We start from the raw sequence: 21,236 nt of genomic DNA, 5'->3' as shown, positions 1-21,236 counted from the left end.
TTTTTTACCATTCAAGAGGACGCATCGTCCTCTTTTTTATCTTCTTTGACCCGCTGTCTTTGACTCGATTCTTTCTTTGCTTTATCTTGCGTGGATTCTTCTTTACTCTTCTCACCCTGATCATCGTCATCAGTGGATGGATTTTGTTGATCTTTTTGATCCTTCCGATCATTCGTCGAAGCCGGCTGATCCTCTGTATCAGTAGAAGTGAGTTTCACTTTGACCTTTGATCTCGATAATGTCCAAGTCACATTTTGAGGACCATTTACTTGAACTTTGACCTCATGGGTTCCTTCGTTCAAGTCCCCTGCATTGATATAGGCTTCAACATCTGAAGCCTTTAGTTTATCAATCGCACTCTTTGATCCCTTTGCTGTTAACGTGATCCGTCCAGAAGATGGGCTCACAAAATCAGATGTGAGATCCTTGCTCAAACCCACGACAGAAATCGGTACATTATCGATCTTTTTTTCTTCAGCTGTTGCAACCTTCACTTTGATCTTAACGGTTTCGGGTGATACCTTTTTCACACCATCTGGCAGGGGAATATCGGCATCAATCTCCGTATCATCTTTGATCTTGCTTAGGTCCAGCTTGACGCCATCAATAAAATCAAGGGCATCCAGCACCTTTTGAGAGCCGTACACTGTGACCTCACTCGGGCTTGTCTCAATGCTTGAGATGCTGATCCCTTCTGGCAAGCTGCCCGTCCGCTCAATTTTAAAAGGGACCTTTTTGCTTGGACTCGAGATTGGGACTGTAATATCCACCACGGACGGACTTACTTCAACTGGCAGCTCATTCCCGCTGCTATCATACACAGTGAGCTTCGCCTCTTTTTCAATTTGCTGATCGACATCTTCTAAGTTCACAAAAGCTTTAATGACAGAAATTTTGTCGATGACGTCCTTTGATCCAGTAACTGTGACCTTTTTCGGATTCACAATGGGCTGTTCAGGTGAATAGCCGTCTTTGATTTTATTTTGATTATAAAACTCGGTTTCAACAGGAAATTCAGCTGTCGTTTTTTCTTGTATCGTTACAGTCGTCACAGATGGATTAATCGATAGTGTGAGTCCCTTTGATACATCTCTTGCCTTCAGCTCCACTTTATGTGTACCTGTCGATAAGTTCTGCATGTCTGCGTAAATTTCAAAATTCTTTGTTTGTCTTGCTGTTTTCACAGCACTAGTTGATCCTTTAATCGTGACATTGACTGTCTGCGGCACACCAGTGACGACGTACTTCTCGTCATCATAATACGCTTTAACAGGAATGTCGGTTAAAGTTGCTTCATCTGTCGTCGATGTTGGGAAAAAGGATTCACCGATTTTTTTCGGCGTGGGCGCTTGCGCTGAATTGACTGCACCATACAGCAATAAAGCGAAGACCAATGCAAGAAGCTTAACGGCCCAGCGATTATTCAAAATCTTATCCATTTTTCTTGCCCCTCCAATACCATTTGGTCGAGGAAGCATCTTTGCTGTTCTTACTAAATTCAGCAATCAGCATTTCTTCAAGCGCTTCTTCTGTCAATTCTCGGTGGAGATCACCATTTCTTGCGACAGAAATGCCGCCAGTTTCCTCAGAAACGATGACAGTTAAGCTGTCTGTCACTTCACTAATTCCGACTGCCGCCCTATGACGCGTCCCCAGCTCCTTAGAGATAAAAGGGCTTTCTGACAGCGGTAAATAGCAAGCTGCAGCTGCAATCTCATCCCGCTTCATAATGACAGCACCGTCATGAAGCGGTGTATTCGGAATGAAAATATTAATGAGCAGCTCTGAACTCACCTTTGCATTCAAAGGAATTCCTGTCTCTATGTAATCATTCATTCCGGTATCGCGCTCAATTGTCAGCAGTGCGCCGATTCTGCGTTTCGCCATATAGTTAATTGCTTTTGTAATTGCCTCGATCGTTTTCTGCTGCTGTTCCTCTACAGGTGTCCCGCTTCTTGAGAAGAAACGGCCGCGCCCAAGCTGCTCAAGCGCTCTCCTTAGCTCTGGCTGAAAAATAATAATGATCGCAAGGAATCCCCACGTAATCGCTTGATCCATCAGCCATTGAAGTGTGTTAAGACCGAGATACGCACTTCCCATCCTGACGAGAACAATGACCACAATTCCCTTTAAAAGCTGAACCGCTTTTGTTCCGCGGATGACCATCATTAATTTATATATCACATACCAAACAACGAGAATATCAACAGCATTACCGAGGTACTGCAAAAAAGGAATATCCCCTAAAGCCATTTCCTCGTCCTCCAGAATTTTCAGTTATTCTTCGTTTGATGCATTTTTTAATATAAAAATAGCCTATGTATCAATACATAGCGTGGCTATTATACCACATTTTGTTTCAGCAAGGAAAATAGTTGCCATATCTGGCTGAGTTGCTAGTATGCGTGAATCCCGCCAATGTATAGAAAAAGAGCAGCCCCCTTAGAGACTGCTCTTTAAGCCGATTGAGTTACTTTTGCTCCTCTGGCCCAATGACCCGCATTACGTTTTGTGCTGTTGATTTCATTTTGTACCAGATCCAATCAAATACTTCATTAATTTCATTAATTTGACCAGTGACTTGTCCGGCAGAAGCAGTCAACTGTTCCCCATTGACGACGGTGACATTTCCATCAACCTTGCCTTCTACAATCAGCTTGCCATTTTTGACAGTGATATCACCCTTTACGGTTTCCCCTTTAGGTACGGTCACTGTATCATTTTCAACGACGAGATTCGGCTGCTTTGACACACTGAAATTATGATCGGTATTCCAGCTCGTAAACAGACTGCCTCCCATTAAAATGAGAAAGAGGGCAGCGGCTACCATCAGCGGGTGAGCTTTGATCCATCTTTGAACCGACACACGCTTTTTCTCCTTTGGAAGACCTGCCATCACCTTTGCAGTGAAATCAGATGGTGCTTCTATATGAGATGTACTCTGCACTAGCGCGATGGATTTCTCAATTTGTTGAAAATGAGTACGGCACTCCTCACACGATTGCAGATGGCTTTTTAATTCTTTTTCGTCTTGGGACTCAATGTCCCCGTCTAAATACTGATGCATAAGCTGGACGATTCTATCCTGACAGCTCATCAAAATCACCTCACTCAAAGGTCTCTCAACTGTTTCCGGAGAGCCTCTCTACCCCTGTGTATTCTCGTTTTCACCGTACCAACTGGTATATTTAGAATCTCACTAATTTCTTTTAACGAGAGTTCATCAATATACTTTAATACGATGACCGAACGATATTTGTCGGGTAATCTTAGAATTTTTTGCTGAATGGTACTCGATAATTCAAGAGATACCACCTCATCCTCTGGCAAAATGCCATCAGCAGCAATTTGAGAATACATATTTAATCCTTCTGTTCCTGCCACCTCTGCATCTAAATAATAATCCGGCTTTTTTTTGCGAATACGGTCGATGGTCAGGTTGGTTGCAATGCGGTACAGCCACGTGGAAAACTTACGATTCACATCAAAGCTTTCGATATTCACATAAGCACGAATAAACGCCTCCTGCGCAATATCCTCCGCTTCATGTGCATTCCCAAGCATACGGTAGCACAGCTGATAAATTTTGTCTTTATACAGGTCTACGATGTCTGCAAATGCGTTCTGGTCGCCTTTTTTCACTTGCTTAATTCTCTTTTTAATCATTGTGTCCATAGTATATTCAACCTCTGCCTTCACCGGTCTTTATGTATACGAACCTCTTTCCAAAAGGTTTCATTCTCCTCTAAAAAATAGTGTAACAAATTTTTGACAGTGTGTTACGCTTATCAACCGGTAAAAACCTTAACATATCCTTAAATTTTCCCAAAACAAAAAAGAACGGGAACAAGTCCCGCTCTACAATAGCTTTTCACCCATTAATGAACCAATTAACGCAACTGCCGCTTCAGCGGTTTTGTTTTTCTCATCTAATACCGGATTTACTTCAACAAATTCAGCAGACGTTAAAATACCCGCCTCCTCTAAAAGCTCCATTGCGAGATGACTCTCCCGGTAACTAATGCCGCCTGCAACCGGAGTACCTACACCAGGGCATTCCGCTGGATCTAATCCATCTAAATCAAGCGACAGATGGACACCATCTGTTCTTTCCTTTAGATAGGCAATGGCTTCCTCCATCACCCTTGTCATCCCTAAACGATCAATTTCATGCATCGTATACACCTTAATTCCTTTTTCCCGAATCAATGCCCGCTCTCCTTCATCTAAAGATCGAGCACCAATTATAACGACATTTTCAGGCTTCAATTTAGGCGAATAACCGCCAATGTTCGTTAAATCTGCATGTCCAAAACCGAGACTGACAGCAAGCGGCATGCCATGAATATTTCCAGAAGGAGAGGTTTCCTCCGTATTCAAATCCCCGTGTGCATCATACCAAATGACACCTAAGTTTTCATAATGCTTGGCTACCCCAGCAAGTGTGCCTATCGCAATGCTGTGATCACCGCCTAAAATGAGCGGAAACGAACCAGATTGCACAATACTGTCAACCTTCTCAGCAAGCAGCTGATTTGCACCAGCATTCTCCGTCAAATTCTTCAGCTTTTCACTTGTATATAAACCTTTCTCATCATCTCTTTGTTCAACTGGAATATCTCCAAGATCCTCTACATCAAATGAGAGCGTTTCCAATTTTTCTTTTACGCCTGCACAACGAATCGCACTCGGGCCCATATCGACGCCCCTTCTCGTTTGACCCAAGTCCATTGGAACTCCAATAATCGTGACCTTCTTTTGCTCTCCCATATGTACATCCCCTTTCCGTTCATGCTTATATTTTACTTTCTTGATGCCTTCTGACTCAACTCGACAACATTTTGAATAGTTATACAGTCCCTCTGCCAACATAAAAAAAGACACCTTTTTCAAAAAGGTGTCTTAACTGGGCTAGCTGGATTCGAACCAACGCATGACGGAGTCAAAGTCCGTTGCCTTACCGCTTGGCTATAGCCCAAAAATGGTGGAGGGGGACGGATTCGAACCGCCGAACCCGGAGGGAGCGGATTTACAGTCCGCCGCGTTTAGCCACTTCGCTACCCCTCCACATATGGAATTGATAAAGAAAAAACAGTGCCGGCAAGAGGACTTGAACCCCCAACCTACTGATTACAAGTCAGTTGCTCTACCAGTTGAGCTACACCGGCATATGGTGGAGGATGACGGGCTCGAACCGCCGACCCTCTGCTTGTAAGGCAGATGCTCTCCCAGCTGAGCTAATCCTCCACATCATGGTGACCCGTACGGGATTCGAACCCGTGTTACCGCCGTGAAAGGGCGGTGTCTTAACCGCTTGACCAACGGGCCAGTTTGTCAAGTTTGTTGTTTCCGTGAAGCTGACAAAAGTTATTATATACAGGTTGTCCCCCTTTTGTAAAGGGGATTTTTATTTTTTTTATTTTCTAACTATTTACTCCCTATTCGTTCAACAATTTGACTGAAATATAATTTCAATATTCAAATATAATATTGAAATTTCATATCATACTCAATATACTGAAAATGAAGAAATAAGGAGGTATGTCACATGCAGCCATCTCAACTGCGTTCTTTGACAACAGAATCAAGAAACCCCAACACAATGGGTATTTCTCAAGCAGATCCGCTTGAAATACTCCAGATGATCAATGAAGAAGATATGAAGGTCGCTCAAGCAGTCAACCTTGTACTTCCACATGTCAAAACAGCAAGTGACTTTGCTTATGAATCCATCTCAAATGGAGGCAGACTCGTTTATATAGGCGCCGGAACAAGCGGCAGAATTGGCGTAATGGATGCTGTCGAATGTCCCCCAACCTATAGCGTCTCACCTGATGTCATTGTAGGCATCATGGCAGGCGGAGACTCAGCCTTTTCTCAAGCTGCCGAAGATGTGGAAGACAGTGAAGAAGCCGGCAAACAGGATTTAGTACACATCCACCTGACATCAAAAGATACAGTCGTCGGTATTGCCGCAAGCGGCAGGACACCTTATATCATCGGCGCTTTAAACTATGCAAAGTCAATTGGAGCTAAAACAGTAGCACTCAGCTGCAATGAACAAGCAGAAATTAGCGAGCTTGCAGATTGCGCCATTGAGGTCATTGTAGGACCAGAAGCCATCACTGGGTCAACAAGAATGAAAGCAGCATCCGCTCATAAAATGATTTTAAATATGCTTTCCACGTCTGTCATGATTAGACAAGGGAAAGTATATGAAAACCTGATGGTTGATGTAAAAGTCAGCAATCATAAATTAAAAGAACGCGCCATCACCATCATTCAACATGTGACAAACGCTTCCTACGAACAAGCCGTGAAGACTCTTGAAGCAGCAGACTTAGAAGTCAAAACGGCCATCGTCATGCTCCAAACAAACACAGACAAGAAAACAGCCAAAGATTTACTCAACAAAACGAATGGCCACATCGACAAAGCGATCTCACGTTATCAATCCTAAAGGAGGCAGAGCTCATGTCAGCAGGTGGACTTACCCTACTACACACAATCAAATCAAAGCTTCCCCAATCTGAAAAAATCATTGCAGACTATATCCTTGCCCATCCTGACAAAGTCATTAAAAGTACAGTACACGAAATCAGTCAGGCAGCTGGCGCAAGCAGCTCTGCAGTCATCCGCCTTTGTAAATCTCTCGGGCTGGATGGCTATCACGATTTAAAAATGCGGATCGCTGGAGACTTGATGCATGACGATAAACAAGGCTACAGAGATATCGAACAAGATGAACCGCTTCAATCCATTATTCAAAAAACAGCAGGAAACTCAATTCAATCGATCAAGGACACCGCTTCTATTTTAAATCTAGAAGCTTTAGAAAAGGCTGTTCAATTACTGCTGCATGCAAATCAAATTCATTTTATCGGAGTTGGTGCATCTGGCATCGTCGCAGCTGATGCCCAGCAGAAATTTCTCAGAATTAACTATACAGCGACAGCCTTCACTGACATGCACATTGCATCTACGGTCATTGCAAATGCGGGAGAGAATGACATTGTGTTTGGGATCTCCTTTTCTGGAGAAACGTTAGACATCATTCAAGCCCTTCAGCTTGCAAAAGACAACCAAGTGAAAACCATTGCTTTAACACATCCAGGTCATACAAGCGTTTCTGCTTTATGTGATGTTCACCTATCGACGTCCGGTTCCAATGAAGCACCTTTTCGCAGTGCTGCCACTTCCTCTAGAATGGCACAGCTCTACTTAATTGATGTCTTGTTCCTCAGTTTAGCTTCTCGTCAATATGAAGAGACAGCGCAATATATTGACAAGACAAGGCATGCCATCCGCTCCATGAAACGAAAATCAAAGGGGGATTCAACATGAGTCATCAAAAGAAATATCAGCAGTTGGCGAAAGATATTCTTTCACTCTGTGGTGGTTCTGAAAATATCTCTTCCCATACACATTGTATGACACGTCTTCGAATTACACCGATCGACAATGAAAAAGTTCACATCACAGCAATCAAAGAACTCGATGGCGTCATTGGCGTCGTCGAAGCAGAAACGCTTCAAATCATTTTAGGCACTGGCGTTGTCAACCAAGTATCAAGTGCGTTTGAAGAGCTGCTAAATGCCTCTGGCTCTTATGATTTAAACAATGAAGCACAAAAAAACAAGCAAGCCATTTCACAAAAGAACCGCACACCGTTCAAGCTGTTCTTACGTCGGATTGCCAGCATTTTCATTCCAATTATTCCGGCACTAGTTGCCTCAGGTCTGATTACCGGAATAACAAAAGCAATCGTGCAAGCAGGCTGGCTTGACGAAAAATCTCAAGCTGCGATTATTTTAACGGTTATAGGTTCTGGACTTTTCGCTTATCTCGGGATATTAGTCGGAACAAATGCCGCAAAGGAATTTGGAGGATCTCCTGCATTAGGCGCATTAGCTGGTATCCTCATTATTAACCCAGCCTCCGCAGACATTATGTTATTTGGCACAAATATTCTACCAGGCAGAGGCGGACTCATCGGTGTTCTTCTAGCCGCCATCTTTATGGCACTTGTGGAAACCCGAATTAGACGCTTCGTCCCGCAATCACTTGATATCATCGTCACACCAACCATCACACTACTCATTACAGGCATTTTCACGTACGTTGTCTTCATGCCAGTCGGCGGATTTATATCTGATGCCATCACCTCAGGACTGACTTATCTATTGAATATGGGCGGAATTTTCGCAGGATTTGTTCTTGGTGCTACCTTCCTCCCACTTGTTGTAACAGGACTTCACCAAGGGCTGACACCGATTCATATGGAACTCATCAATTCAATTGGAGATGACCCGCTTCTGCCAATTCTCGCTATGGGCGGTGCAGGACAGGTCGGCGCTGCATTCGCCATTTATATGAAGACAAAAAAGAAAAAGCTTAAAAGAGCCATCGCTGGCGGACTTCCTTCAGGGATGCTGGGCATTGGCGAACCACTCATTTTCGGTGTCACACTCCCGCTGGGACGACCATTTCTCACCGCTTGTCTTGGTGCAGGAATCGGCGGCGCATTTCAAGCCTACTTCCAAATTGCGACGAAAGCCATCGGGGTATCCGGTCTTCCATTAACCTTTATTGTTCACACACATCAAATGCTTCTTTACTTAATTGGACTATTTATCGCATATGTTGCTGGATTTTTCTTCACATACTTATTTGGATTTCATGATGATATGGCTGTTGAATTCGAGGATCACAATCAATAAGGAGGTTTAGACCTTGAAGAAATGTTTTCTTTTGATCACATGTCTGCTCATGCTCCTTGGGTTACCAGTACAAACATTTGCAACTAGCTCCCATCCTGTATCGTCTTTGTCTAAAACAGCACCTGAAGAATATCCCGTTTTAAAAAAAGCAAAACGACCGGAACAAGTAGGTTTTTCTTCCAGGCAGCTGAGGAAGGTTGATCAAATGATTCAAAATGACATCAAAGCAGGATTTCCAGGAGCCGCTCTCATCATTATCAAGGACGGAAAGATCGTCCATCAAAAAGCCTATGGCTACCGGCAAAAATACGATGGCACAACAGAGCTCAAATCGTATAAAAAAATGAAAAAGGATACACTATTCGATCTGGCATCCAATACAAAAATGTATGCGACCAACTATGCCCTGCAAAAGCTTGTCTACGAGAAAAAACTTGATGTCAACGAAAAAATACAGACCATCCTTCCAGATTTTCAGGATGAACCTGATGCAAAAGTAACCGGTAAAGACCAGCTCAGGGTAAAAGATCTTCTCACCCATTCTGCGGGTCTCCCTTCCAGTGTTTTATTTTATAGCAAAGAATCAGCTGGCTCTTTTTATTCTCAAGACAGAAAAACAACGATGAAATGGCTGCCAAAGGTACCGCTGCAATACAAGCCAGGTACTCAGCACATTTATAGTGACATTGATTACATGCTGCTAGGCATGATCATCGAAAAGAAAACAGGCATGCCTCTTGATCAATATGTCGAGTCAACGATTTATCGGCCGCTAGGTCTCAAACATACAATGTTCAATCCACTGCAAAAAGGGTTCAAGCCGAAGCATTTTGCAGCAACTGAACGTTTAGGCAATTCACGAGACGGTGTCATCGATTTTGAAAACATCCGACGGTACACCCTGCTAGGTGAAGTACACGACGAGAAAGCATATTACTCAATGGCAGGTATCTCCGGCCACGCTGGACTTTTCTCGAATACCTCAGATATGGCCGTGCTGCTTCAGCTGATGCTTAATAAAGGAGGCTATGGAAAAACAACCATCTTTGATCAGGCTTCTATCGATCTCTTTACAGCCTCATCTGATACGAACCCAACTTACGGGCTAGGCTGGCGAAAAAACGGTCATACTGACATGGAATGGATGTTTGGAAAATATGCAAGTAACGAAGCCTATGGGCATACTGGCTGGACCGGCACCATGACGTTGATTGATCCTAAACACAATTTAGGTGTCGTGTTGCTGACGAATAAGAAACATTCACCCGTTGTTTCACCAGAAACAAATCCTAATCAATTTGAAGGTGACCTGTTCCCAACTGGTACTTATGGAAGCATCATGACCGCAATCTACGAATCTTTTCAGTAAAAGGAGGAATTAGATGTTGAAAGCTCTCTTCCCCGCTGCACTGGTTTTAGCCCTGCTAACCTCTTCCATTCCAACGGAAAAGGTTAGCTCTGCCTCTCTGCCAACCGCTAAACAAATGGTTCAAGACATGTCACTGGATGAAAAGATAGGTCAAATGCTCATGCCGGACTTTCGCAACTGGCAAAAAAAAGATGAATCCGCACCTACAGGCTTCACAAAGATGAATAACGAAGTATCTCATCTTGTAGAAAAATATCATCTAGGCGGTGTCATCTTATTTGCCGAGAATGTCGTTGATACAAAACAAACCGTGAAACTAACCCATGAATTTCAAAAAGCATCACCAAACATTCCTTTACTCATCTCCATTGATCAAGAAGGCGGAATCGTCACAAGGTTACAAAAGGGAACACATTTCCCAGGAAATATGTCGATTGGTGCCTCTAGAAGCAAAAAAAATGCATATGACACAGGAAAAATCATCGGAAAAGAATTAAACGCCTTAGGCATCAATACAAACTTCTCTCCTGTGCTTGATGTGAATAATAACCCAAACAACCCCGTCATTGGTGTCCGTTCCTTTAGCTCTGATCCTGCTCTTGTCTCTAGACTTGGCCTTCAAACCATGAAAGGACTTCAAAAGGAAAAGACCATTTCCACACTAAAACATTTCCCGGGACATGGTGATACAGCCGTCGATAGTCACTACGGCTTGCCGCTCGTAGAGCATGACCTAGATCGTTTAAAAAAGGTTGAGCTGTATCCGTTCCAACAAGCGATCAATGCTGGTGCAGATATGGTCATGACCGCTCATGTGCAATTTCCTGCCATTGATGACACAACGTATCGAAGCAAAAAAGATGGCGAGGACATCATGGTTCCAGCAACCTTATCAAAAAAAGTCATCACACACTTATTAAAAGAAGAGATGGGCTTTCAAGGTGTTGTTGTGACAGACGCTCTAAATATGAAAGCGATTGCAGATAATTTCGGACAGGAAGAAGCCGTCGTGATGGCCATTAAAGCAGGCGTCGACATCGCTCTCATGCCAGCACCAGTCACCTCATTAAAAACAGAGAAAAACCTAGAGAATGTATTCAATGCTGTCAAACAAGCGATTTTAAAGAAAGAGATTCCGATGTCGCAGATCAACGAATCTGTCGAAAAAATTCTTCAATTGAAAATCAAACGCGGCATTATTTCCTCCAAAAAACCAATCAATCTTGAGAAAAAAGTCAAAAAAGCCACTCAAGTCGTTGGGAAAAAGTCGCACCTTAAAGCAGAACAAAAAATGGCACGTGAAGGGATCACCCTGCTTAAAAACAACAAAAAAACCTTACCTTTCAAGCCTAAAAAGAATGACAAAATCGTGGTCATGGCACCTTACGAAGATCAGACAAAAGCAATGTCTGTCACAGTCGAATCTCTCATGAAACAAAAAAAGATCAAGCCTGTAAGCATCCAGTCATATGCTTTTGCGGATAAAACGTTCACCAAAGATACAGCCAAACTGATTCAAGAAGCTGACTATGTCATCACTGGCTCTTACGTTGTCCAAAATGATCCAGCAGTGAATGATGGCGTAATTGATGACAATGTCCAGGATCCGAAAAAATGGGCAACCGCCTTTCCTCGTGCTGTCATGAAAGAAGCAGCAGCACAAAACAAAAAAATGGTCATCATGAGTCTTAGAAATCCTTATGATGCGGCAAATTTTGAAGAAGCCGATGCCTTACTAGCTGTGTACGGTTTTAAAGGCTACTCAAACGGACAATTCAATCAGCCAAATATTCCTGCTGGACTAGAAGTGATATTTGGAGCTGCATCACCTAAAGGGAAACTGCCAGTTGATATCCCATCTGTCACTCATCCAAATCAAACCCTTTACCCATTCGGCTATGGCCTCAACTTGAAAGGGAAACAGATCAAATAGGAGGGATTCTCTTGAAGAAAACAGTCAGTTTCATACTCGCAAGCTTTCTCATGATGAGCACATTGACCGCTGCCTCTCCCGCAGAAGAACGAATAGTCACAAAAGGGAAAAAAGCATCAGTCAAAACAGGGATCGAAACACTACTCTCAAGCAATCTTTCATGGCTAAAAGGAAAAAGAGTTGGTCTCATTACAAACCCGACTGGCATCGATGCAAATATGAAAAGCAGTGTCGATCTCCTATTTGAACATCCAAATATCAAGCTCACTGCTTTATATGGACCTGAACACGGCGTACGCGGCGATGCACAAGCAGGAGAAGGCGTCGAATCCTATACCGACGAAAAAACAGGGCTTCCTGTTTACTCTCTTTATGGAAAAACAAGAAAACCAACTCCTGAAATGCTGAAAAATGTAGATGTCCTGCTGTTTGATATTCAAGACGTTGGTACTCGTTATTACACCTATATTTACACGATGGCCTATGCGATGGAAGCCGCTAAAGAAAACAACATTCCCTTTGTTGTCCTAGACCGCCCAAATCCCATTGGCGGACTAAAAGTAGAAGGACCTGTTTTAGAGCCTGAACACGCCTCATTTGTAGGGCTCTATCCCATCCCATTAAGACATGGAATGACTACTGGTGAGCTTGCAAAACTGTTTAACAAAGAGTTTCATATCAATGCTGATGTAACAGTCATCAAAATGAAAAATTGGAAGCGGTCCATGACATTCGATGATACAAAGCTGCCGTTCGTCCTTCCTTCTCCTAACATGCCAACAGTGGATAGTACCTTTGTATATCCTGCCACAGGATTAATTGAAGGCACAAATGTCTCTGAAGGCAGAGGAACGACAAAACCATTCGAGCTCATTGGTGCACCATATATCAATAGCAGCGAGCTGGCAGATCATTTAAATAAGCTAAAACTAAAAGGCGTTCAATTTAGACCTGTGTCATTCACCCCCACATTTTCTAAACATGCCGGTACACTATCTCATGGTGTGCAGTTATACGTCACAGACCGCTCATCCTTCGAAGCGGTGAAAACGGGGTTATCCATTATCAAAGCAATACATGATTTATACCCTAATGACTTTGAGTTCCTTCAAACAGGCAGCTTTGATAAACTCATCGGGAATGGCTGGATGAAAGAAGAAATCAATAAAGGAACTTCCGTCAAACATATGATGAAACGCTATCATCACGACCTCAAAACATTCGAAAAGAAACGAAAAAAATATCTCATCTATTAAGATCACAAAAAAACTTCCATCTATCAAAGGATGGAGATTTTTTCATGAGAAAGATTTGGTCACAGCAGGTGCTTTCAGCTCAAAACGATTGAGTAAGAAACCAAACAAGGCAGCAAGCACTTGCTGAAACAGCATGCCAATCACCACAGGAACAGCGACAGCAGGCGGGAAAAAGCTAATGGCAAGCACAGCCCCCGCACTAATGTTTCTCATACCGCCTGTATACACGATAGCCACAATCTCTCCTTGAGTACATTTCATCGTCTTTCCAATCAACCATGCAAACGCATATCCGCTCATCGCAATGAGAAACACAGTCGCTGCCTTGCTAAAAAATGCGGCATCCAGTTCACGCAAGTATGGCGCAACAACAGAACTGTTAATCGACACCACTACAAACAAGCCTATTTTTGAAAAAGGTGACAGTGTCTGACTAATCATTTTTGTCACAGCAGGCTTTGCATATTGACGAACGAGCATCCCTAAAATAGATGGAAGCACCACCATCCCAAACAGCCCTTTCATGATCGCGACCATGTCCATATGAACCTGTGTACCGGCCAAAAGTGACAAACTGGCTGGCACAATCAATGGCGAAAGCAATGTATCAATTAAAATAATGGATAATGTTAACCCAACATTCCCCTTATACATTGCCGCCCATATTAAACTAGAAACTCCTGTGGGAATCACCATTGCAAGTGTCAAACCGGTGATCGTCATAGCATCACCCGCAAATATGAGATGTCCCGCTGACCAAGCATAAAGAGGCATCAACACGTGCAAAATCATAAACGATAAAATCAAAGGCAATGGGTGCATCACTGTATGCTTTAAAGCCGAAAAAGTAGAAGACAAACTCCCTGCAAAGGTCATAACAGCAAATACCCATGGCACTAAAAATGTAAAATCCTTTAAATAGGCCGCCAATAAAACACCGAGTAACACACTAAAAGGTGTAATGAGCGGCATCATCCGGCCGAGTACTTGATTCAAACGCACAAGCATGCCGGCCACCTCCATCCCTTCACTTTCTAACCTTTTCTATTGTAACAGACAGAAAGGCCTTTTTAAGAACCACTCACCTGTTTCATAAGCTTTTGACTTGATGTATCCATTCCAACTACGTCCACCTGGACGCCATTTGCTTGATACCTTTCCTTTATACGTTCTATCGCTGATACACCTGATTCATCCCATATACGTGCTTCAGACAAATCAATCACAACAGATTGGAGTTCTTTCCCCTGATGGAAAGCTTGGATCAAGTCAGTGACAGAAGCAAAGAAAATTTGTCCTTTAACTCGATATTCCCAAGTACCTGCCTGGCTTTCTTTAGACGTAATATGAAGCTTCGATATCTTTGCGACAAAGAATACCGCACTAAGCAGTACACCTGCAAAAACGCCTTTTGATAAATCATGAGTCAACACCACCGTCACGACCGTGACAACCATCACAATAGAATCTGTTTTCGGATTCTTTTTTAGCTGCTGAAAAGAACTCCAATCAAATGTGCCAATGGAAACCATGAACATCACAGCCACAAGAGCAGCCATCGGAATTTGAACCACGACATCACCTAGTACAAAAATCAGCACCATTAAAAAAGCACCCGCTACAAAGGTAGAAAGCCGGCCTCGTCCTCCTGCCTTCGTATTAATCACAGATTGGCCAATCATTGCACAACCAGCCATACCGCCAAAGAATCCCGCAACCACATTGGCAATCCCTTGACCTCTCGCTTCCTTGTTCTTATTACTAGACGTCTCTGTCATATCATCGACAATCTGTGCGGTTAAAAGAGACTCAAGTAAACCAACCATCGCAAGTGCTAAAGAATAAGGAAAAATGATAGCAAGTGTTTCCCAGCTAAACGGAACTTGAGGAATCAGAAAAACAGGCAAAGAACTAGGAAGCTCTCCCATATCTCCAACTGTTCTAACATCAATATGTCCAAATACAGCCAATATCGTCATTACAATAATGGCAATGAGTGGGGAAGGTATCACCTTTATCACCATAGGCAATAAATAAATGATCAGCAGGGCACCACCTGTCATCATATACATGGCTAATGATTCCCCAACGAAATGTGGAAGCTGAGCCATGAAGATCATAATAGCCAACGCATTGACAAAGCCAACCATGACGGACCTCGGAATAAATTTCATCAAACGAGATACTCGGCACAATCCGAACACAATTTGAATCAAACCCGTCAAAATCGTAGCTGCAAACAAATATTGCAACCCATGATCAGCAACCAAGTGAACCATGACGAGAGCCATAGCCCCTGTTGCAGCCGAAATCATGCCTGGGCGTCCACCAACAAACGAAATCACAATCGCAATACAAAACGATGCATACAACCCAACCTTCGGATCAACGCCCGCAATAATCGAAAACGCAATGGCTTCAGGAATTAAAGCCAGTGCGACTAATATACCCGCAAGAACGTCCTGACGTACATGTCCAAACCATTCTTGCTTTACAAATAAATCTTTCAAACCATCTACTCCTTTTTATATACATTCCGTACATGGAAAAAGAAGATCTATACCTGGAGATGAAGAAAGGAAAAACAAACGATACTTCACTTTCGGGGGAAAAGAGGAACGTACAGAGTCTTTTGATATAGAGGATATCACTTTAGTAAGAATAAAAGAAAGAGACTGAAGAATCAAGAACAAAAAGAAGGAGATAAGTAAAAAAGCGATGCAACAATGCTGTGCAAGCCGTTTTATTCGCTTTCCTAATGTCATCAGTCTATTGATCATCGAGCAATTTAATATATATGTAAACAAACAAAAAAAGCCTTCTCATCATCGAGAAACCTTGTCATATCAACATATAGAGGAAAGCTTCCAAGCGGGCTCGAACCGCTGACCTCTTCCTTACCATGGAAGTGCTCTACCTACTGAGCTATGGAAGCATGGCTCCGCAGGTAGGACTCGAACCTACGACCGATCGGTTAACAGCCGATAGCTCTACCACTGAGCTACTGCGGAATGATAAAGTAACTTCTTCCATTGGAAGGATATAAACAAAAAGCTTGGCGGCGTCCTACTCTCACAGGGGGAAACCCCCAACTACCATCGGCGCTGAAGAGCTTAACTTCCGTGTTCGGTATGGGAACGGGTGTGACCTCTTCGCTATCGCCACCAAACCTGATGGAGAGAATGTTCTCTCAAAACTAGATAACAATGTTCATGCTTCACATTAGAATATAGGTTAAGTCCTCGATCTATTAGTATCTGTCAGCTCCACGTGTCACCACGCTTCCACCTCAGACCTATCAACCTGATCATCTTTCAGGGATCTTACTTCCTTGCGGAATGGGAAATCTCATCTTGAGGGGGGCTTCATGCTTAGATGCTTTCAGCACTTATCCCGTCCGCACATAGCTACCCAGCGATGCCCTTGGCAGAACAACTGGTACACCAGCGGTGCGTCCATCCCGGTCCTCTCGTACTAAGGACAGCTCCTCTCAAATTTCCTGCGCCCGCGACGGATAGGGACCGAACTGTCTCACGACGTTCTGAACCCAGCTCGCGTACCGCTTTAATGGGCGAACAGCCCAACCCTTGGGACCGACTACAGCCCCAGGATGCGATGAGCCGACATCGAGGTGCCAAACCTCCCCGTCGATGTGGACTCTTGGGGGAGATAAGCCTGTTATCCCCGGGGTAGCTTTTATCCGTTGAGCGATGGCCCTTCCATGCGGAACCACCGGATCACTAAGCCCGACTTTCGTCCCTGCTCGACTTGTAGGTCTCGCAGTCAAGCTCCCTTGTGCCTTTACACTCTGCGAATGATTTCCAACCATTCTGAGGGAACCTTTGGGCGCCTCCGTTACATTTTAGGAGGCGACCGCCCCAGTCAAACTGCCCACCTGACACTGTCTCCCTGCCCGATAAGGGCAGCGGGTTAGAAGGTCAATACAGCCAGGGTAGTATCCCACCGATGCCTCCACCGAAGCTAGCGCTCCGGTTTCCAAGGCTCCTACCTATCCTGTACAAGCTGTACCAACATTCAATATCAGGCTGCAGTAAAGCTCCACGGGGTCTTTCCGTCCTGTCGCGGGTAACCTGCATCTTCACAGGTACTATAATTTCACCGAGTCTCTCGTTGAGACAGTGCCCAGATCGTTGCGCCTTTCGTGCGGGTCGGAACTTACCCGACAAGGAATTTCGCTACCTTAGGACCGTTATAGTTACGGCCGCCGTTTACTGGGGCTTCAATTCGCACCTTCGCTTACGCTAAGCGCTCCTCTTAACCTTCCAGCACCGGGCAGGCGTCAGCCCCTATACTTCGCCTTACGGCTTCGCAGAGACCTGTGTTTTTGCTAAACAGTCGCCTGGGCCTATTCACTGCGGCTTCTCGGGGCTTTAACACCCTAAGAAGCACCCCTTCTCCCGAAGTTACGGGGTCATTTTGCCGAGTTCCTTAACGAGAGTTCTCTCGATCACCTTAGGATTCTCTCCTCGCCTACCTGTGTCGGTTTGCGGTACGGGCACCTCTCACCTCGCTAGAGGCTTTTCTTGGCAGTGTGGAATCAGGAACTTCGCTACTAAATTTCGCTCGCCATCACAGCTCAGCCTTTACGGGAAACGGATTTGCCTATTTCCCAGCCTAACTGCTTGGACGCGGATATCCAATACCGCGCTTACCCTATCCTCCTGCGTCCCCCCATTGCTCAAATGGTGAGGAGGTGGTACAGGAATATCAACCTGTTGTCCATCGCCTACGCCTTTCGGCCTCGGCTTAGGTCCCGACTAACCCTGAGCGGACGAGCCTTCCTCAGGAAACCTTAGGCATTCGGTGGACGGGATTCTCACCCGTCTTTCGCTACTCATACCGGCATTCTCACTTCTAAGCGCTCCACCAGTCCTTCCGGTCTGGCTTCACAGCCCTTAGAACGCTCTCCTACCACTGTTCGTAAGAACAGTCCGCAGCTTCGGTGATACGTTTAGCCCCGGTACATTTTCGGCGCAGAGTCACTCGACCAGTGAGCTATTACGCACTCTTTAAATGGTGGCTGCTTCTAAGCCAACATCCTGGTTGTCTAAGCAACTCCACATCCTTTTCCACTTAACGTATACTTTGGGACCTTAGCTGGCGGTCTGGGCTGTTTCCCTTTCGACTACGGATCTTATCACTCGCAGTCTGACTCCCAAGGATAAGTCATCGGCATTCGGAGTTTGACTGAATTCGGTAACCCGGTAGGGGCCCCTAGTCCAATCAGTGCTCTACCTCCGAGACTCTTACCTTGAGGCTAGCCCTAAAGCTATTTCGGAGAGAACCAGCTATCTCCAGGTTCGATTGGCATTTCACCCCTACCCACACCTCATCCCCGCACTTTTCAACGTGCGTGGGTTCGGGCCTCCATTCAGTGTTACCTGAACTTCACCCTGGACATGGGTAGATCACCTGGTTTCGGGTCTACGACCACGTACTCATGCGCCCTATTCAGACTCGCTTTCGCTGCGGCTCCGCATCTTCTGCTTAACCTTGCACGGGATCGTAACTCGCCGGTTCATTCTACAAAAGGCACGCCATCACCCGTTAACGGGCTCTGACTACTTGTAGGCACACGGTTTCAGGATCTATTTCACTCCCCTTCCGGGGTGCTTTTCACCTTTCCCTCACGGTACTGGTTCACTATCGGTCACTAGGGAGTATTTAGCCTTGGGAGATGGTCCTCCCGGATTCCGACGGAATTTCACGTGTTCCGCCGTACTCAGGATCCACTCTGGAGAGAACAACATTTCAGTTACAGGGCTGTTACCTTCTTTGGCGGGCCTTTCCAGACCTCTTCGCTTATATCGTTCCTTTGTAACTCCGTATAGAGTGTCCTACAACCCCAAGAGGCAAGCCTCTTGGTTTGGGCTGTTCCCGTTTCGCTCGCCGCTACTCAGGGAATCGCATTTGCTTTCTCTTCCTCCGGGTACTTAGATGTTTCAGTTCCCCGGGTATGCCTTCTCATACTCTATGTATTCAAGTATGGATACTACTCCATTACGAGCAGTGGGTTTCCCCATTCGGAAATCTCCGGATCAAAGCTTGCTTACAGCTCCCCGAAGCATATCGGTGTTCGTCCCGTCCTTCATCGGCTCCTAGTGCCAAGGCATCCACCGTGCGCCCTTTCTAACTTAACCATTTCTTACTTTAGAAAGAATCACTATGTGTGATGAACTTTGCATTGCATTCAATGTGAATGTATTACTTATTGTTATCTAGTTTTCAAAGAACAATCCTGTCTCGCTAGAGACATGTTTTGAAGGAATGATCCTTCAAAACTAAACAAGACGAAAACGTACGCTGCTCCATATATCCTTAGAAAGGAGGTGATCCAGCCGCACCTTCCGATACGGCTACCTTGTTACGACTTCACCCCAATCATCTGCCCCACCTTCGGCGGCTGGCTCCATAAAGGTTACCTCACCGACTTCGGGTGTTGCAAACTCTCGTGGTGTGACGGGCGGTGTGTACAAGGCCCGGGAACGTATTCACCGCGGCATGCTGATCCGCGATTACTAGCGATTCCAGCTTCACGCAGTCGAGTTGCAGACTGCGATCCGAACTGAGAACAGATTTATGGGATTGGCTAAACCTTGCGGTCTTGCAGCCCTTTGTTCTGTCCATTGTAGCACGTGTGTAGCCCAGGTCATAAGGGGCATGATGATTTGACGTCATCCCCACCTTCCTCCGGTTTGTCACCGGCAGTCACCTTAGAGTGCCCAACTGAATGCTGGCAACTAAGATCAAGGGTTGCGCTCGTTGCGGGACTTAACCCAACATCTCACGACACGAGCTGACGACAACCATGCACCACCTGTCACTCTGTCCCCGAAGGGAAAGCCCTATCTCTAGGGTTGTCAGAGGATGTCAAGACCTGGTAAGGTTCTTCGCGTTGCTTCGAATTAAACCACATGCTCCACCGCTTGTGCGGGCCCCCGTCAATTCCTTTGAGTTTCAGTCTTGCGACCGTACTCCCCAGGCGGAGTGCTTAATGCGTTAGCTGCAGCACTAAGGGGCGGAAACCCCCTAACACTTAGCACTCATCGTTTACGGCGTGGACTACCAGGGTATCTAATCCTGTTCGCTCCCCACGCTTTCGCTCCTCAGCGTCAGTTACAGACCAGAGAGTCGCCTTCGCCACTGGTGTTCCTCCACATCTCTACGCATTTCACCGCTACACGTGGAATTCCACTCTCCTCTTCTGCACTCAAGTTTCCCAGTTTCCAATGACCCTCCCCGGTTGAGCCGGGGGCTTTCACATCAGACTTAAGAAACCGCCTGCGAGCCCTTTACGCCCAATAATTCCGGACAACGCTTGCCACCTACGTATTACCGCGGCTGCTGGCACGTAGTTAGCCGTGGCTTTCTGGTTAGGTACCGTCAAGGTGCGAGCAGTTACTCTCGCACTTGTTCTTCCCTAACAACAGAGCTTTACGATCCGAAAACCTTCATCACTCACGCGGCGTTGCTCCGTCAGACTTTCGTCCATTGCGGAAGATTCCCTACTGCTGCCTCCCGTAGGAGTCTGGGCCGTGTCTCAGTCCCAGTGTGGCCGATCACCCTCTCAGGTCGGCTACGCATCGTCGCCTTGGTGAGCCATTACCCCACCAACTAGCTAATGCGCCGCGGGTCCATCTGTAAGTGACAGCCGAAACCGTCTTTCATCCTTGAACCATGCGGTTCAAGGAACTATCCGGTATTAGCTCCGGTTTCCCGGAGTTATCCCAGTCTTACAGGCAGGTTACCCACGTGTTACTCACCCGTCCGCCGCTAACATCCGGGAGCAAGCTCCCTTCTGTCCGCTCGACTTGCATGTATTAGGCACGCCGCCAGCGTTCGTCCTGAGCCAGGATCAAACTCTCCGAAAAAGTACAAAACCGAAGTTTTGCTTTTCGCCAGTTTGACTGACTACCTATGAAGTTTCATAGGATTTT

Annotated in this window: 13 protein-coding genes, 7 tRNA genes and 3 rRNA genes; 6 read left to right on the top strand and 17 right to left on the bottom strand. The window is 45.2% G+C overall.

All coding sequences use genetic code 11. From position 1 onward, the window contains the following. Window positions 1-11: 11 nt before the first annotated feature. From NST65_RS01075 to NST65_RS01030, 10 genes are all read right to left on the bottom strand, one after another. Window positions 12-1,439, bottom strand: a complete 1,428-nt coding sequence (locus NST65_RS01075) for a YbbR-like domain-containing protein (protein ID WP_342489229.1) — start codon at window positions 1,437-1,439, stop codon at window positions 12-14. After that, the gene (gene cdaA, locus NST65_RS01070) at window positions 1,432-2,253 is read right to left on the bottom strand and encodes a diadenylate cyclase CdaA (RefSeq protein ID WP_008344027.1); all 822 of its coding nucleotides are present in this window, start codon (window positions 2,251-2,253) and stop codon (window positions 1,432-1,434) included. Before cdaA ends, NST65_RS01075 begins: the two co-directional genes overlap by 8 nt. A 217-nt stretch (window positions 2,254-2,470) precedes the next feature. Further along, window positions 2,471-3,097 carry an anti-sigma-W factor RsiW gene (gene rsiW / locus NST65_RS01065; protein ID WP_065215422.1) on the bottom strand — a complete coding sequence of 209 codons (627 nt, stop codon included), beginning with the start codon at window positions 3,095-3,097 and terminating at the stop codon, window positions 2,471-2,473. 14 nt (window positions 3,098-3,111) lie between these two features. Beyond that, entirely contained in the window at window positions 3,112-3,675 is a 564-nt protein-coding gene (gene sigW, locus NST65_RS01060; RefSeq protein WP_024424449.1) for an RNA polymerase sigma factor SigW, read from the bottom strand. 183 nt (window positions 3,676-3,858) lie between these two features. Continuing rightward, entirely contained in the window at window positions 3,859-4,770 is a 912-nt protein-coding gene (gene rocF, locus NST65_RS01055; RefSeq protein WP_024424450.1) for an arginase, read from the bottom strand. 136 nt (window positions 4,771-4,906) lie between these two features. Then, window positions 4,907-4,978 (bottom strand) — tRNA-Gln (locus tag NST65_RS01050). A 4-nt stretch (window positions 4,979-4,982) separates the two neighbouring features. Beyond that, window positions 4,983-5,067: transfer RNA gene (locus NST65_RS01045), tRNA-Tyr, on the bottom strand. A 28-nt stretch (window positions 5,068-5,095) separates the two neighbouring features. After that, window positions 5,096-5,168: transfer RNA gene (locus tag NST65_RS01040), tRNA-Thr, on the bottom strand. Window positions 5,169-5,171: 3 nt separating this feature from the next. Further along, window positions 5,172-5,247, bottom strand: a tRNA-Val gene (locus NST65_RS01035). A gap of 6 nt (window positions 5,248-5,253) precedes the next feature. Next, window positions 5,254-5,328: transfer RNA gene (locus NST65_RS01030), tRNA-Glu, on the bottom strand. Window positions 5,329-5,548: 220 nt separating this feature from the next. On the opposite strand from NST65_RS01030, the gene murQ reads away from it, so the two are divergent. From murQ to NST65_RS01000, 6 genes are read left to right on the top strand one after another with little or no spacing between them, the layout of a single operon-like run. Continuing rightward, the gene (gene murQ / locus NST65_RS01025; RefSeq protein ID WP_111927611.1) at window positions 5,549-6,460 is read left to right on the top strand and encodes an N-acetylmuramic acid 6-phosphate etherase; all 912 of its coding nucleotides are present in this window, start codon (window positions 5,549-5,551) and stop codon (window positions 6,458-6,460) included. Window positions 6,461-6,474: 14 nt separating this feature from the next. Beyond that, complete coding sequence (locus NST65_RS01020; protein WP_065215424.1) at window positions 6,475-7,344, top strand: MurR/RpiR family transcriptional regulator; 870 nt, start codon at window positions 6,475-6,477, stop codon at window positions 7,342-7,344. After that, entirely contained in the window at window positions 7,341-8,720 is a 1,380-nt protein-coding gene (locus NST65_RS01015; RefSeq protein ID WP_041115368.1) for a PTS transporter subunit EIIC, read from the top strand. The genes NST65_RS01020 and NST65_RS01015 overlap by 4 nt, the downstream gene beginning before the upstream one ends. Before the next feature lie 13 nt (window positions 8,721-8,733). Beyond that, window positions 8,734-10,089: a penicillin binding protein PBP4B gene (pbp4b, locus tag NST65_RS01010; protein ID WP_065215426.1), complete on the top strand. Its 1,356-nt coding sequence runs from the start codon at window positions 8,734-8,736 to the stop codon at window positions 10,087-10,089. A gap of 13 nt (window positions 10,090-10,102) precedes the next feature. Beyond that, complete coding sequence (locus NST65_RS01005; RefSeq protein ID WP_065215427.1) at window positions 10,103-12,022, top strand: glycoside hydrolase family 3 protein; 1,920 nt, start codon at window positions 10,103-10,105, stop codon at window positions 12,020-12,022. Between the two features lie 11 nt (window positions 12,023-12,033). Then, window positions 12,034-13,278 carry a DUF1343 domain-containing protein gene (locus NST65_RS01000; RefSeq protein WP_111927613.1) on the top strand — a complete coding sequence of 415 codons (1,245 nt, stop codon included), beginning with the start codon at window positions 12,034-12,036 and terminating at the stop codon, window positions 13,276-13,278. A gap of 42 nt (window positions 13,279-13,320) precedes the next feature. Here NST65_RS01000 and NST65_RS00995 read toward each other — a convergent pair whose 3' ends face one another. The 7 genes from NST65_RS00995 to NST65_RS00965 form a co-directional block, all read right to left on the bottom strand. After that, window positions 13,321-14,286: a bile acid:sodium symporter family protein gene (locus tag NST65_RS00995; RefSeq protein ID WP_034283929.1), complete on the bottom strand. Its 966-nt coding sequence runs from the start codon at window positions 14,284-14,286 to the stop codon at window positions 13,321-13,323. Between the two features lie 62 nt (window positions 14,287-14,348). Continuing rightward, window positions 14,349-15,788, bottom strand: coding sequence for a SulP family inorganic anion transporter (locus NST65_RS00990; RefSeq protein WP_034283931.1), 1,440 nt, complete (start codon window positions 15,786-15,788; stop codon window positions 14,349-14,351). A 352-nt stretch (window positions 15,789-16,140) separates the two neighbouring features. After that, window positions 16,141-16,213 (bottom strand) — tRNA-Thr (locus NST65_RS00985). 1 nt (window position 16,214) lies between these two features. Then, window positions 16,215-16,289 (bottom strand) — tRNA-Asn (locus tag NST65_RS00980). 42 nt (window positions 16,290-16,331) lie between these two features. Further along, a 5S ribosomal RNA gene (rrf, locus tag NST65_RS00975) occupies window positions 16,332-16,447 on the bottom strand. Window positions 16,448-16,508: 61 nt separating this feature from the next. Next, window positions 16,509-19,439: ribosomal RNA gene (locus NST65_RS00970) — 23S ribosomal RNA — on the bottom strand. Window positions 19,440-19,621: 182 nt separating this feature from the next. After that, window positions 19,622-21,170 (bottom strand): 16S ribosomal RNA (locus NST65_RS00965). Together the 16S, 23S and 5S rRNA genes with 2 tRNA genes alongside form the textbook arrangement of a ribosomal RNA operon. Window positions 21,171-21,236: the final 66 nt, after the last annotated feature.

The organism is Bacillus sp. FSL P4-0248, from assembly GCF_038593305.1.
Classification (GTDB): Bacteria; Bacillota; Bacilli; order Bacillales; family Bacillaceae; genus Bacillus; species Bacillus safensis.
Note: the sequence above shows the minus strand (reverse complement) of the source record. Positions and strands in the feature narration are given on the sequence as shown.

What these genes read in the sequence shown, in the direction of transcription:
- NST65_RS01075 (WP_342489229.1), bottom strand. Translation starts at nt 1,439, where the DNA reads ATGGATAAGATTTTGAATAATCGCTGGGCCGTTAAGCTTCTTGCATTG.
- cdaA (WP_008344027.1), bottom strand. Translation starts at nt 2,253, where the DNA reads ATGGCTTTAGGGGATATTCCTTTTTTGCAGTACCTCGGTAATGCTGTT.
- rsiW (WP_065215422.1), bottom strand. Translation starts at nt 3,097, where the DNA reads ATGAGCTGTCAGGATAGAATCGTCCAGCTTATGCATCAGTATTTAGAC.
- sigW (WP_024424449.1), bottom strand. Translation starts at nt 3,675, where the DNA reads ATGGACACAATGATTAAAAAGAGAATTAAGCAAGTGAAAAAAGGCGAC.
- rocF (WP_024424450.1), bottom strand. Translation starts at nt 4,770, where the DNA reads ATGGGAGAGCAAAAGAAGGTCACGATTATTGGAGTTCCAATGGACTTG.
- murQ (WP_111927611.1), top strand. Translation starts at nt 5,549, where the DNA reads ATGCAGCCATCTCAACTGCGTTCTTTGACAACAGAATCAAGAAACCCC.
- NST65_RS01020 (WP_065215424.1), top strand. Translation starts at nt 6,475, where the DNA reads ATGTCAGCAGGTGGACTTACCCTACTACACACAATCAAATCAAAGCTT.
- NST65_RS01015 (WP_041115368.1), top strand. Translation starts at nt 7,341, where the DNA reads ATGAGTCATCAAAAGAAATATCAGCAGTTGGCGAAAGATATTCTTTCA.
- NST65_RS01005 (WP_065215427.1), top strand. Translation starts at nt 10,103, where the DNA reads ATGTTGAAAGCTCTCTTCCCCGCTGCACTGGTTTTAGCCCTGCTAACC.
- NST65_RS00995 (WP_034283929.1), bottom strand. Translation starts at nt 14,286, where the DNA reads ATGCTTGTGCGTTTGAATCAAGTACTCGGCCGGATGATGCCGCTCATT.